We start from the raw sequence: 13,268 nt of genomic DNA on the forward strand, positions 1-13,268 counted from the left end.
CCCGGCCACCGTCGCGGCCGTAGCGACGGCCGCGACCGGCGTCGGCTCAGTCAAACGTCGTCTGCGAGGCGCTCCGCGCGGGCGTTCAGGTAGCGCTGCTGGGCCAGGTTCGTCGACCGCGCCGCCGCCGTCCGGTAGGCGTCCCGAGCGGCGGCACGCTCGCCGACCAGCTCCCACAGGTGGGCTCGGGCGGCCGGCAGTCGTGGGTCGTCGGCCAACCGGGCGTCGTCGGCCAGCTCGGCGAGCAGCGTCAACCCGGCCGGCGCGCCCCGGCTCATCGCCACCGCCACCGCATGGTTGAGCGCCACGACCGGGTTGTCGGAGATGCCCAGCAGCACCTCGTACAGGGCGGTGATCTGCGCCCAGTCAGTGGCCGCCGCGCTGGGCGCCTCGTCGTGCACGGCCGCGATGGCCGCCTGGAGCTGGTACGGCCCGACGACCCCGCGCGGCAGCGCCCCGGTGATCAGGGCGACCCCCTCGGCGATCTGGTCGGCCCGCCACCGGCCGCGGTCCTGCTCGGCCATCGGCACCAGCTCGCCGTGCGGGCCGATCCGGGCCGGTGCGCGGGCGTCGGTGAGCAGCATCAACGCGAGCAGCCCGGCGACCTCGGGATCGTCCGGCAACAGCGAACGAACCAGGCGGGTCAGCCGGATCGCCTCGGCGGTCAGGTCGGCGCGCAGCAGACCGGGGCCGGCCGTGCGCGCGTACCCCTCGGTGAAGACCAGGTAGAGCACGTGCAGCACGGCGGCGAGCCGGTCGGCGCGCTCCGGGCCGGTGGGCGGGGCGAACCGCAGCCCACTGTCCCGGATCCGTTGCTTGCCCCGGCTGATCCGCCGGGTCATCGTCGCCTCCGGCACCAGGAACGCGCGAGCCACCTCGGCAGTGCTCAAGCCGCCCACCGCGCGCAGCGTGAGCGCGATCTGCGAGGCCGGCGAGAGTGCCGGATGGCAGCACAGGAACAGCAGGATGAGCGTGTCGTCGGCGTCCGCCGGCGGCCGGTCGGCGGCGGGAGCGCGCCACTGCTCGGGCAGCACCCACCGCGCCACGACGTCCTCCCGCCGCATCCGTGCCTGCTCACTGCGCAGCAGGTCGGTCAGCCGGCGGGACGCGACGGTGATCAGCCAGCCGCGGGGATTCTCCGGTACGCCGTCGCGCGGCCAGCCACCCGCTGCGGCGATCAGCGCCTCCTGGACGGCGTCCTCGGCGGTGTCGAAGTGCCCGTAGCGGCGTACCAGCGCGCCGAGGACCTGCGGCGCCAGCTCGCGCAGCAGGTCCTCGACGGGCGGTACGGTCTCCGGCACGGGTCAGCCGGCCAGGTCCTCGACGCCGTCCACCACCGGCCGCACGTCCACGTACCCGCCCGGCTCGTCCGGATCGACCAGGCCGGCGGCGATCTCGGTGGCCCGGTCGAAGCTGGCGCACTCCACGATCGTGTAACCGGCCAGCACCTCCTGCGTCTCCGGGTACGGGCCGTCGGTGACCACCGGCGCGCCCTCGCGCACCTGCACCCGGCGGGCGTGCACCGGCTCGCTGAGGCCCCGGGCGTCGACCAGTTCCCCGGACTCGGCGAGCGCCTGGTGGTACGTCTCCATGTGCTTGTGCATGGCCGCGATCTGCTCGGCCGACATGGCCGGCCGGTCGGTCGCCCGGCCGGACAGCACGTCGTAGTCCTGCTGCGAGCCATAGAGCATGATCATGTACTTCACGGTGGTCCTCCTGTTCCGGCGCCACGACGGCGCCGCCTCACCAGAGACGTCGAAACCACCAACCCCACCCGGACAAACTACGACCCCACCCCACGGGTTTCCGCCCCCCACCGCCGGCTCTACCCCCCCTCACCGTCGGTTGATCATGAAGTTAGCGTCACGACACGCCGCGCCACGAGGCGACAACCTCATGATCGCCGGGCGGAGTGGGGGGCGGGGGACGGCGCGGGGGCGCGGGTTGGCGGGGGGTGGTTAGCGTGGGGGGATGACTACCGTGTGGGTGGTGGTGGGGGTTTTTGTTGTGGTGGCGGGTGGGGCGTTCGGAGTGGTGGTGTGGCGTGATCGGGGGCGGTTGAGCTCCGCCGACGACGATGCCGCCGGCCGGGACGCCCGGGCCAGGCAGCAGAGGTACGAGGCCGAGCGGCACGGCGACCAGGGCGAGACCTGGCAGCGCGGGCGCGACAGCAGCGGCTGACGGGTCACTGTCCGTAGGAGAGCCGGAGCCGGTCGTTGATCAGATAGTTGAGCCGGTGCCGCAGATACCCGAGGGTGCTCTCGCCCGGCAGGTCCCCGTCCGTGGTGAGCGTCCAGCGCAGCGTGCAGCCCTGGCCGGGCGGCTGGGGGGTCAGGTCGAACCGGATCCGGTCGAGCGGCCGGTGCGGCCACAGCGACGACCAGACCACCAGCACCGGTGCGTTGCCCGCCACCACCCGGGGCGGCACCTCGTCGTCCCGCAACTCCAACCAGGGTCGGCTGCCGGCCTGGTAGGGGTCGTTGAGCGAGCGCCAGACGATGTGCGCCGGGGCAGGCTGGCTGCGCAGACGGCTGCCCAGCTCGTGCACCACGACCCTCCTCACCGGACGGACACCCGCCCCGGCCCATTGTGGCCGCCCGACGTCCGCGCCGTGAACCGTCCGGCACATGTGAACCGTCCGGCACCGACATGCGTGAATGTGGTGGTGGGCGTTACGGTCGTGTTGTCGGGGTACTGCCAGCGCAGCACCGACGACCAGGGGAGGCGCAGTGGGGGCACGGTCAGGACGCGACGGGTGGGGTCCGCTGGCGGGCCTGCTGATCGCCGTACTGGTGTCGGCAGCCTGCGCCGGCGGTGGGCTGGCCGAGCCGGAGGGTGAGCGACCTTCGGCGGCCTCGCCGGGGCCCAGCACCACCCGGGCCGACAGCACCACCAGCGTTGCCGAGTTCGAGCAGGACGTCGCCGACGCGCAGGCGATCGCCGAGCGGTACTGGGCGGCCCAGTTCAAGGCCTCCGGGCAGAGCTTCCAGGCGATCCGCCGGATCACCCCGTACCAGCGGGCGGGTGAGGTGTCCTGCGGCGGCCAGCCGCTGCCGCGCAACAACGCGGTCTACTGCTCGCAGGGCGACTTCATCGCCTACGACGTCACCTGGTCGGTGGCGGCGTTCCGCCAGGTCGGTGACGCCTTCGTGTTCTACCTGCTCGGCCACGAGTACGCCCACGGCGTCCAGGTGCGGCTCGGAATCCGATACAACTTCACCATCCAGCAGGAGTTGCAGGCCGACTGCATGGCCGGGGCGTACCTCGGTGACTCGGTGCGCTCCGGCGCCCTGAGCCTGGCCGAGGGTGACCTGGACGAGTTCAGAGAAGGGCTGGCGGCGGTCGGCGACGACCCGGACCAGCCGTGGTTCGCGGAAGGCTCGCACGGCACCGCCGAGCAGCGCACCGAGTCGTTCTTCCGCGGCTACGAGCGCTCCCTGGAGGCCTGCGACCTGGGCTGACCGGGGTTGCCCGGATCACCCCTTCGGCCGCCGCCGCCACCGGCCGCGTCCGACCCTGGCAGGATCGCCGGTGTCGGCCACGACCCTGGAGGATCCGCTGAGCAGCCAACACCTCGCCGCCGTGCTCTTCGACATGGACGGCACGCTGGTCGACAGCGAGAAGCTGTGGGACGTCGCGCTACAGGAACTCGCGCGCGACTACGGCGGCGAACTCTCCATCGCCGCCCGGCGGTCGATCGTCGGCACCAGCATGGCCGACTCGATGCGGATCCTGCACGACGACCTGGGGCAGCCCGAACGTGACCCGGAGCTCAGCGCGGCGTGGATCAACACCCGGATCCTGGAGCTGTTCCGCACCGGCCTGCAGTGGCGTCCTGGGGCGCTCGCCCTGCTGCGCGCCGTCCGGGCCGCCGACATCCCCACCGCGCTGGTCACCTCCAGCGGCCGGCCGCTGGTCGAGATCGCCCTGGACACCCTGGGCCGGGACAGCTTCGACGCGGTGGTCTGCGGTGACGAGGTCGTCGCGGCCAAGCCGCACCCGGAGCCCTACCTGACCGCGGCCCGGCTGCTGGGCGTGCCGATCGGCCGCTGCGTGGCGATCGAGGACTCACCGACCGGGGTGGCCAGCGCGCTCGCCGCCGGCGCGGCGGTGCTGGCCGTACCCGTGGAGGCGCTGCCCGTCATGGCCGGCGTACGTCAGCTGGAGAGCCTGACCGGCGCGGACCTGGAGCTGCTCGCCGCGCTGCTGGTCAACCGCGCCAGCGCGACCGACTGACCGAGGCCGGCTGACCGCGACGGGCGCGGGTCAGGGGCGCTCGGCGAAGACCGCCGTGACCACCTGGTAGCCGTCGAACGCCCGCGCGGCGCCCGCGTAGGCGGCCAGGTGGATGAACAGCTCGACGATCTCCTCCCTGGTCACCCCCGATTGCAGGGCGATGCGCAGCTGACCGCGCAACGGCTCGTGGGTGCCGAGAGCGGCGGCGATCGCCACCGAGACCAGGCAACGGCTGCGCAGGTCCAACCCCTCCCGGGGCCATGCCTCGCCGAAGGTCTGCACGGTGGCCAGGCGGCGGAAATCCTGCCCCACCGAGGGCTCGCCGGCGCCGAGCGGCAGCACGAGCGGCTGACCGAGCAGGCGCTCGGCGTTGTCCAGGGCCTGCTGGTACGCGTCCTGATCGGTCATGTCACCCTTCCCGGCTCGCCACCGCCGCCCGGGGCCGCTGGCCGGCCGGCACCGCCATCGTGGCAGCTCGGCGTCGGCCCGGAGGACGATTCAGCCGAGGCCGAACGTGCGAGACCCCCGGCACCGCGAACGGCACCGGGGGTCTCGGGGTAGCCGGTCAGTCGTGGGCGATCGCGCCCAGGACGTTGATCCGGGCCGCCCGGATCGCCGGCAGCACCGCGGCCACCACCCCGATGATCGCGGCGAGACCGAGGAACACCCCCATCTGACCCCAGGGCAGGATCAGGTCGGTGATTCCCTCGTCCTTGAGCGCCTCGACAACCGCCGCGCCGAGGCCGGTGCCGACCACCACGCCGAGCAGCGCGCCGAACACCGAGATCACCACCGCCTCGACGGTGATCATGCCCATGGTCTGCGACCGGCGCAGGCCGATGGCCCGCAGCAGACCCAACTCCCGGGTCCGCTCCAGCACCGACAGCGCCAGGGTGTTGATGATGCCGAGTACGGCGATCACGATGGCCAGCGCCAGCAGAATCTGGATCATGGTGAGCAGCCCGTCGAGCTGACCGGTCTGCTGCTTGATGAACGCGGCCCGGTCGGCCACCGACACCTCAGGGCTGTCCGCGAGCAGCGCCTCCACCTGCGGCTGCACGTCGGCGACCCGGGTGCCGGGGGCCAACTGGATGAAGCCCTGGATGGGCTGGGGGATGGCGAAGTCCTTCGCCGCCTCCGCCGGCAGTGTCACCGGGTTGGTCAGCTGCGAGGACTCGTAGATGCCGCTGACCGTGTACGTCCGCGCGTCGCCCCGGGTCAGCTGCACGTTCACCGTCGAGCCCACCGTCAGGTCCCGAGAGGTGGCGGTATCCGAGCTGACCAGCATCTGGGTCGGCCCGAGCCGGTCGATGTCACCGGCGGTGGGCTTCGCGCCGAAGATCTGCCGCAGCGACGCGACGTCGCTGCTCGCCGCGACCCAGGTGCTCTCGCCGTTGAGCTTCGCCATGTCGCCGTACTCGCCGTCGACCATCTGCACGCCCGGCAGGGCCTTGGCCCGATCCAGCACCCCCGGGTCGAAGCTCGGCGGCCGTGGGCCGCCCTGCACACCGGAGATCACCAACTCGGCCTTGATGGTGTCCTCGGCAAGCGCACTGATGCTGCCCTTGGCCGAGTCGAGGATCACCGTGACGCCGGTGACCAGCGCGATGCCGACCATCAGCGCGGCTGCGGTGATCGCGGTGCGGCGCGGGTTGCGCCCGGAGTTCAGCCGGCCCAGCTTGCCCGGCACCGACCAGGAGAAGATCGCGCCGAGCAGGCCCACCACCGGCCGGCTGATCAGCGGCGTCAGGAGCGCCACGCCGATGAAGGCGAACAGCACCCCACCGAGGATGGTGGGCAGCGTCTGACCGCTGGCGTTGCCGCTGAGCCCGAGGAAGAGCAGCACCGCGCCGATGCCGGTGATCACCGACCCGGCCACCGTGATCTTGGTCAGCGGCCGGTCCGGGGTGGCCACGTCCTGCATCGCCGCGATCGGCGGGATCCGGGACGCCCGCAGCGCCGGCAGCAGCGCCGCCACCACGGTGATCACCAGACCGACGGCGAACGAGCCGATCACCGCGGCCGCCGGCACGCCGATCCCGGCCAGGGTGAGGCCACCGGCCAGCTTGCCGAACAGGAACGCCAACAGCGCGCCCACCCCGATGCCGGCTGCCAGGCCGAGCACCGAGGCGATCAGCCCCACCGCGATGGCCTCCAGCACCACCGAACCGATGATCTGCCGGCCGCTGGCCCCGATGGCGCGCATCAGCGCCAGCTCCCGGGTGCGCTGGGCGACGATGATCGAGAAGGTGTTGAGGATCAGGAAGGTGCCCACCAGCAGCGCCACCGCGGCGAAGCCGAGCAGGATCTTGTTGAAGAAGGACAGGCCCTCCTTCAGGCTGGCCGAGGCGTCCGCGGCCACCTGCTCGCCGGTCTTCACCTCGTAATCCGCCCCCAGGGTGCGGGCCACGTCGTCGCGCAGCGTCTCGTCGGAGACCCCGTCGGCAGTGCGCACGGTGATGCTGCTGAACGCGTCCGGCTCGCCGATCATCAGTCGCTGCGCCACCGGAGTGGTGAAGAAGACCTCGTTGAGCCCGCCGATCGAGTCCCGGTCACCGCTGTAACCGAGGATGCCGACCAGGGTGAAGTCCCGCTTCTTCGACTCGAACGCGGTGAGCACGCCGACCTTCTGGCCGACCTGCACCTTCGCGGCGGTGGCCAGCGACTTGTTGATGACGATCTCATCGTCGGCCTGCGGCCCGCGGCCCTCCCGCAGCTGCAACAGCTCGCTCTCACCGGTCCAGTTCTCGCCCAACTGCGGCGGACCGAACGAGGTGACCACCTTGCCGTTGCTGCCGATCACGCGGGCGCCGTCGGCGTTGACGATGCCGGTCGCCGAAGCCACTCCCGGCACCTGCTTGACCCGGTCCACCACGGCGGCGGGCAGCGGGGTGGCGGTCTGCTCGCCCTCGATCTCGCTGACCTCGACCTTCGGCTTCGCCGTGACGTTCACGTCGATCTCGGAGAAGCCGTCGGCGAAGACCGAGTCGAAGGAGCGGCCCAGCGTGTCCGTGAGCACGAAGGCGCCGGAGACGAACATCACCCCGAGCACCACGGCCAGCCCGGACAGGATCAGCCGGACCTTGCGGGCCAGCAGACTCTTCAGTGTCGCCCGGAACATCAGTTGCCCACCTCGGCCGGAGCGTCCAGCTTCTTCATGGTGTCCAGCACCGTCTCGGCGGTCGGCTCGATCAGCTCCGAGACGATCTCACCGTCGGCGAGGAAGACCACCCGGTCGGAGTACGCGGCGGCGGTCGGGTCGTGGGTGACCATCACGATGGTCTGGCCGTGCTCGCGGACCGAGTTGCGCAGGAAGTTGAGCACCTCCGCGCCGGAACGGGAGTCCAGGTTGCCGGTCGGCTCGTCCGCGAAGATCACCTCGGGGCGGGAGACCAGCGCCCGTGCGCACGCCACCCGCTGCTGCTGCCCGCCGGAGAGCTGCGCCGGCCGGTGGTCCAGCCGGTCCCGCAGGCCGACCGTGTCGATCACCGTGTCGTACCAGGCCGGGTCGGGCTTGCGCCCGGCGATCGACAGCGGGAGCAGGATGTTCTCCTTGGCGGTCAGCGTGGGCAGCAGGTTGAACTGCTGGAAGATGAAGCCGACCTTGTCGCGGCGGAGCTTCGTCAACCCGGAGTCACCCAGCCCCGTGACGGTCGTCTCGCCGATCTCCACCGTGCCCCGGGTCACCGAGTCCAGACCGGCCAGGCAGTGCATCAGCGTCGACTTGCCGGAACCCGACGGGCCCATGATCGCGGTGAACCGGCCGCGTTCGAATTCCGCGCTGACCCCCCTCAGCGCGATGACCTGTGCCTCACCGCTGCCGTACACCTTCCACACGTCGTTCGCCCGGGCCGCGGCCTGCGCCTGCTGGCCTACCGTCGCGGTCACGTCATCTACCTCTTCCGTCTCTGCCAATACGCGCCGCCCCCGCTGGTCCGGCGCGACTGTTCTCATCATCGGCGCTGTACGCGCCCGACCCGTCCGCCCATGGGTTGACCCGGCGCGGATTTCACGCTGCGGGTGCACCCCCATGCCGACTCAGGGTTGCCCCTGACCCGACGGCCGGTCGACCTGTTTTCCGACCGGCGAAACGCTGCCGGGCCCGACGCTAGGAGCTGACCCCACGAGAGGGTCAACCGCGCCGAGCCATCTCCGGTCACGGTAGGTGAGCGCGGCAACCTGGCCGTCACCCCGCGGAGGGATCTTCGAGTACGCCCGGTGGGGTAGTCGGGCGGGTGCGGGCTACGCCCGGGGACGGACCAGCCCCGACTCGTACGCCAGCACCACCGCCTGCACCCGGTCGCGCAGCCGCAGCTTGGTCAGCACGTGCCCGACGTGGGTCTTGATGGTGGTTTCGCTGACCGACAGTGCCACCGCGATCTCGGCGTTAGACAGCCCTCGAGCCACCTGCACCAGCACCTCGCGTTCCCGCTCGGTGAGCGCGCTGAGCGCCGACGACGGTGTCGCCGCCGGGTCGGGCAGCAGGTCGGCGAAGCGGTCCAGCAGCCGCCGCAGGATCCGCGGCGCCACCACCGCGTCCCCGCCGGCCACCGTGCGGATCGCCGCGATCAACTCCTCGGCCGGGACGTCCTTGGCCAGGAACCCGCTGGCGCCGGCGCGCAGCGCGCCCACCACGTACTCGTCCAGGTCGAAGGTCGTCAACACCAGCACCCGCACCGGCAGCCGGGCGTCGACGATCGCCCGGGTCGCGGCCACCCCGTCCATCCGGGGCATCCGGATGTCCATCAGCACCACGTCAGGCAGCAGCCGGCGGGACAACTCCACCGCCTCGAGGCCGTCGCCGGCCTCCGCCACCACGTCCAGGTCGCGCTCGGCGCCCAGCACCATCCGGAACCCGGTGCGCAACAGCGGCTGGTCGTCGGCGAGCAGGATCCGCACCGGCCGCGCCGAGGCCACCCGATCGCTCATCTCGTCTCCCTGTCGCCGCGCCGACGCCGCTGCCGCACCGGACATCCTCGCGCACACCGGCCCGTGCGTCGCGGACCACCGTAGAGGCCGGCCCGTCGCCGCGTCCCGACCGGCACGGTACGAGCCCGGTCGGGTTTCCGGCTGAGGTGTGTCGCGGGGGGTGGGGCGGCCGGCGCGAGCGGTCAGGGGATGCCGCTGGCGGCCAGCCTCACGGTGACTGGCGGGCGCGTCCGGAGGTCACTCGTCGGCGCCCGGCGCCGCCGGACCGGACCGGGCGTCGCGGAGCGGATCGGTGTTGGCCACCGCGACCGGGAACGGCGGCGGGGTGCCACCGAAGGTGGGACACAGCGCCTGGTGGCTGCACCAGTCGCAGAGCCGGCTCGGCCGGGGCCGGAAATCCTGCTGGGCGGTGGCCTGCTCGATCGCCCGCCACAGCGCCACCACCGTGCGCTCGAAGCGGACCAACTCGTCGGCGTCGGGCGTGTAGTCCAACACCTCGGCGTCGCGCAGGTAGAGCAGCCGCAGCACCCGGGGCACCACCCCCCGGGTACGCCACAGCACCAGCGCGTAGAACTTCAGCTGAAACAGCGCCCGCGCCTCGAACGCCTCCCGTGGGGCGCCGCCGGTCTTGTAGTCGACCACCCGCAGCGCGCCGTCCGGGGCCACGTCGAGCCGGTCGAGGTAGCCCCGGATCAGCAGCTCCTCGTCGACCACCGCCGAGATCAGGCTCTCCCGCTCGGCCGGCTCCAGCCGGGTCGGGTCCTCCACCGCGAAGTAGCCCTCCAGCAGCGCGGCGGCGGAGCGGAGGAACTCCACCGGGCCGGCCGGCTCGGCGCCCTCGAAGAGGCCGGCCAGCTCCGGCTGCTCGGTGACCATCCGGTCCCACTGGGGGGCCACCAGGTCACCGGCAGCGGCCGGCGTGCGGCCCGGCGCTGGCAGGTCGAACAGTCGCTCCAGCACTGCGTGCACCAGGGTGCCCCGGGCCTGCTCGACGGTTGTCCGCTCGGGCAGGCGGTCGATGCTGCGGAACCGGTAGAGCAGGGGGCAGGTCTTGAAATCAGCCGCCCGCGACGGGGACAGCGAGGCCCGCACTGTGGGCGGCACCTGCGCCGGGGAGGGGGACTGTGGGGTGGTGACCGGTTCCGCCGTCATGTCCGCAAAGGTTAGGGCACCGGTGTGACACCGACCGCCGCCCGCCCGGTCCGTAGCATCGTTGCGATGGAGCAGACATCCCGGCCGCCGCGTCGGCCCGACCGCCGTTCCGGCCTGAGCGTGGGCCGGGTGTTCGGGGTGCCGTTGCACCTCAACGGCTCCATGGTCCTGCTCGCCCTGCTGGTCGCGGTGCTGTACGCCGAATTCGCCCGCCGGCAGTTGGATCTGTCGCAGCTCAGCGGCTACCTGATCGGCTTCGGGTTCGTGGTGTCGCTGCTCGGCTCGGTGCTGCTGCACGAGCTGGGCCACGCGCTGACCGCCCGGCGGTACGGCATCGGTGTGCGCGGGATCACCCTGGAACTGCTCGGCGGCTACACCGAGATGGACCGGGACGCCCCGACGCCCCGGGTCGACCTGCTGGTCTCGCTGGCCGGCCCGGCGGTGTCCGCGGTGCTCGGCGTCCTCGCGGTGGCCGCCACGCTCGCCCTGCCCGAGCAGACCGTGGCCCACCAACTGGCCTTCCAGCTCGCGGTGAGCAACGTCATCGTCGCGGTGTTCAACAGCCTGCCCGGGCTGCCGCTGGACGGCGGCCGGGCGCTGCGCGCCGCGGTGTGGGCGCTCACCCGCGACCGGCACCGGGGCACCGAGGTCGCCGGCTGGACGGGCCGCGTGGTCGCCGCCGGCACCGCCTTCCTGGTCCTCCTGCTCACCCTGGCCGACTACCTGGCGCCGTTGGCGCTGCCGCTGATGCTGCTGGTCGCCGTCACCCTCTGGCGCGGCGCCGGGCAGTCGATCCGGGCCGCCCGGGTCAGCCGCCGGTTCCCGCTGATCGACCTGTCCCGGCTGGCCCGGCCGGTCTGGCCGGTGACCACCGGCACGCCGCTGTCCGAGGCCCAGCGCCGGCGCACCGAGGGCGGGCAACCCGGCGCCGCGCTGCTGGTCACCGACTCCACCGGCCGGCCGGTCGCGCTGGTCGACCCGGTCGCCGCCGAGGCGGTGCCCGCCGAGCGTCGCCCGTGGCTGGCGGTGGACGCCGTCGCCCGGTCGTTGGGCGCGCTTCCGGCGCTGCCGGTCGGGCTGGACGGGGAGCGGGTGATGGAGGCCGTGCAGACCCACCCAGGCGCGCAGTACGTGGTGACCGCAGGCGAAGATGTCGTCGGCATCCTGCACATCGCGGACCTGGCGCAGCTCCTCGAACCCAACCGGAAGATGACATCGTGACCGCAACTCCCTCCACCGTCCCGGCCGACGCCGCCACCCCGGCGCTGACACCCGTGCACCGCGGGCCTTTTCGGCCCGGCGACCGGGTGCAGCTGACCGACCCGAAGGGGCGGATGCACACCGTGACGCTGGAGCCCGGCAAGGAGTTCCACACCCACCGCGGCATCCTGGCGCACGACGCGCTGATCGGGCTGCCCGACGGCAGTGTGGTGACCACCTCCGGCGGCGGCACCGCGTTCCTGGCGCTGCGGCCGCTGCTGTCGGACTACGTGCTGTCCATGCCGCGCGGCGCACAGGTGATCTACCCGAAGGACTCGGCGCAGATCGTTGCGATGGGCGACATCTTCCCCGGCGCGAAGGTGCTGGAGGCCGGCGCCGGCTCCGGCGCGCTCAGCTGCTCGCTGCTGCGCGCGGTCGGCACCGAGGGAGAGCTGCACTCGTTCGAGCTGCGTGACGACTTCGCCCAGATCGCCAAGCGCAACGTCGAGTCGTTCTTCAACGGGCCGCACCCGGCATGGAACCTGCACGTCGGCGACGTCGCGCAGTGCCAGGAGACCGGCTTCGACCGGATCATCCTGGACATGCTCACCCCTTGGGAGACCCTCGACATGGTCGAGCGGGCGCTGGTGCCCGGCGGGGTGTTCATCGGTTACGTGGCCACCACGCCCCAGCTCTCCGAGCTGGTGGAGGCGTTGCGGGAGCGCGGCGGCTGGACCGAGCCGAGGGCGTGGGAGTCGCTGGTGCGCGACTGGCACGCCGAGGGCCTCGCCGTCCGTCCGGATCACCGGATGATCGCGCACACCGCGTTCCTGGTCTCCGCGCGGAAGCTGGCCCCCGGGGTCACCGCGCCGCCCCGGCGTCGTAAGCCCAGCAAGGGCACCGAGGCGTACGTGCAGCGCCGGCAGGTGTTGCGCGAGGCGGAGGCGGCCCGGCAGGCCGCCGCCGCTCAGGCGGCAGGTGTGGATCCCGACGCGACGGGGGAGAAGGACAGGCCGTGACCGATGAGCTGGGCGCTGGCGGCGCCGAGCGGGGGGAGGCGGCGGCATGAGCCGACCGGGGTACGGCGGCGGTGACCTGCCCGCGGTGTTTCCCGACTGGTCGCCCTACCAGGACCTGGAGTCGGCGGCGCGGGCCTACCTGCGCGACCCGGACGTCGCCCTGGAGGCGCTCGGTGGGGTGCTGCGCGGCGCGTCGGTGCTCGGCTTCACCCTGGAACGCTTCGTCAACGAGGTCAACGGCGTGTGGCAGGAGGTCGTGGTCTGCGACGGCAGCCGGCTGATCCTCTGGCACGGCGAGGACGTGCCGCCGGAGGAGGGGCCACCGGGGTCGATGACGTCGTCCCTGCGGGTGGTGCCGGTCTCCACCGTCACCGAGGTCGGCTGCCGGCGTCGGCTCACCCGCTCCGACAGCGGTGAGATCCGGGTCGACAGCATCGACGTCTACCTGCTGCTCACCTCGCTGGATGAGGCGCCGCCGACCGAGGAGATGTCCGGTGCGCCGCGGCACGACGCGCTGCGCTTCGGCAAGACCCTCGACGACGGCGGGGCCGGGCAGATCGCCCGGTTGGAGGAGTTCGCCCGGCTGGTCGCCTCGGTGGTCGGCCGCCCGATGCTCTGAGGCGTACCCCGTCGTGGGTAGCATCGCAGCCCCGCAGGCCAGCAGCAGCCTCCACGACAAGACCGGGGCACCCTTCGCCGCCAGGGACAGCACGTTCGTCACCAGGCCGACGA

Annotated in this window: 14 protein-coding genes; 6 read left to right on the forward strand and 8 right to left on the reverse strand. The window is 72.6% G+C overall.

All coding sequences use genetic code 11. The features are described from left to right. Positions 1-50: 50 nt before the first annotated feature. Positions 51-1,301 carry a DUF6596 domain-containing protein gene (locus ABZV00_RS34620; protein ID WP_355614020.1) on the reverse strand — a complete coding sequence of 417 codons (1,251 nt, stop codon included), beginning with the start codon at positions 1,299-1,301 and terminating at the stop codon, positions 51-53. A 3-nt stretch (positions 1,302-1,304) separates the two neighbouring features. Next, positions 1,305-1,697, reverse strand: coding sequence for a YciI family protein (locus tag ABZV00_RS34625; protein WP_355614032.1), 393 nt, complete (start codon positions 1,695-1,697; stop codon positions 1,305-1,307). Positions 1,698-1,971: 274 nt separating this feature from the next. On the opposite strand from ABZV00_RS34625, the gene ABZV00_RS34630 reads away from it, so the two are divergent. Beyond that, the gene (locus tag ABZV00_RS34630) at positions 1,972-2,181 is read left to right on the forward strand and encodes a hypothetical protein (protein ID WP_328416912.1); all 210 of its coding nucleotides are present in this window, start codon (positions 1,972-1,974) and stop codon (positions 2,179-2,181) included. Positions 2,182-2,185: 4 nt separating this feature from the next. Here the strand turns inward: ABZV00_RS34630 and ABZV00_RS34635 are convergent, their stop codons facing one another. Continuing rightward, positions 2,186-2,563 (reverse strand): hypothetical protein, encoded by a 378-nt coding sequence (locus ABZV00_RS34635; RefSeq protein WP_355614021.1) that lies wholly within the window; start codon positions 2,561-2,563, stop codon positions 2,186-2,188. A gap of 166 nt (positions 2,564-2,729) precedes the next feature. On the opposite strand from ABZV00_RS34635, the gene ABZV00_RS34640 reads away from it, so the two are divergent. Next, positions 2,730-3,461: a neutral zinc metallopeptidase gene (locus ABZV00_RS34640; protein ID WP_355614023.1), complete on the forward strand. Its 732-nt coding sequence runs from the start codon at positions 2,730-2,732 to the stop codon at positions 3,459-3,461. Between the two features lie 121 nt (positions 3,462-3,582). Next, the gene (locus ABZV00_RS34645) at positions 3,583-4,236 is read left to right on the forward strand and encodes an HAD family phosphatase (RefSeq protein ID WP_355614034.1); all 654 of its coding nucleotides are present in this window, start codon (positions 3,583-3,585) and stop codon (positions 4,234-4,236) included. Between the two features lie 30 nt (positions 4,237-4,266). Here ABZV00_RS34645 and ABZV00_RS34650 read toward each other — a convergent pair whose 3' ends face one another. The 5 genes from ABZV00_RS34650 to ABZV00_RS34670 all read right to left on the reverse strand — a co-directional run bounded on the left by ABZV00_RS34650 (position 4,267) and on the right by ABZV00_RS34670 (position 10,317). Continuing rightward, positions 4,267-4,644: a carboxymuconolactone decarboxylase family protein gene (locus ABZV00_RS34650; protein WP_328416908.1), complete on the reverse strand. Its 378-nt coding sequence runs from the start codon at positions 4,642-4,644 to the stop codon at positions 4,267-4,269. 157 nt (positions 4,645-4,801) lie between these two features. Further along, positions 4,802-7,357, reverse strand: coding sequence for an FtsX-like permease family protein (locus ABZV00_RS34655; protein WP_355614025.1), 2,556 nt, complete (start codon positions 7,355-7,357; stop codon positions 4,802-4,804). After that, a complete protein-coding gene (locus ABZV00_RS34660; RefSeq protein ID WP_328416905.1) occupies positions 7,357-8,124 on the reverse strand; it encodes an ABC transporter ATP-binding protein in 768 nt (255 codons plus the stop codon). Before ABZV00_RS34660 ends, ABZV00_RS34655 begins: the two co-directional genes overlap by 1 nt. A 354-nt stretch (positions 8,125-8,478) precedes the next feature. Beyond that, entirely contained in the window at positions 8,479-9,165 is a 687-nt protein-coding gene (locus ABZV00_RS34665; protein ID WP_328416903.1) for a response regulator transcription factor, read from the reverse strand. Positions 9,166-9,402: 237 nt separating this feature from the next. Further along, positions 9,403-10,317: a RecB family exonuclease gene (locus tag ABZV00_RS34670; RefSeq protein WP_328416901.1), complete on the reverse strand. Its 915-nt coding sequence runs from the start codon at positions 10,315-10,317 to the stop codon at positions 9,403-9,405. Positions 10,318-10,383: 66 nt separating this feature from the next. Between ABZV00_RS34670 and ABZV00_RS34675 the strand changes: the two genes are divergently transcribed. Genes ABZV00_RS34675 through ABZV00_RS34685 form a run of 3 tightly spaced genes read left to right on the forward strand, consistent with a single transcriptional unit; the run spans position 10,384 to position 13,155 of the window. Beyond that, a complete protein-coding gene (locus ABZV00_RS34675; RefSeq protein ID WP_328416899.1) occupies positions 10,384-11,538 on the forward strand; it encodes a site-2 protease family protein in 1,155 nt (384 codons plus the stop codon). A 44-nt stretch (positions 11,539-11,582) separates the two neighbouring features. Further along, positions 11,583-12,536, forward strand: coding sequence for a tRNA (adenine-N1)-methyltransferase (locus ABZV00_RS34680; RefSeq protein WP_355614036.1), 954 nt, complete (start codon positions 11,583-11,585; stop codon positions 12,534-12,536). Between the two features lie 46 nt (positions 12,537-12,582). Further along, positions 12,583-13,155 carry a hypothetical protein gene (locus tag ABZV00_RS34685; RefSeq protein ID WP_355614028.1) on the forward strand — a complete coding sequence of 191 codons (573 nt, stop codon included), beginning with the start codon at positions 12,583-12,585 and terminating at the stop codon, positions 13,153-13,155. Positions 13,156-13,268: the final 113 nt, after the last annotated feature.

This window comes from Micromonospora sp. NPDC005173 (assembly GCF_040608515.1).
Classification (GTDB): Bacteria; Actinomycetota; Actinomycetes; order Mycobacteriales; family Micromonosporaceae; genus Micromonospora.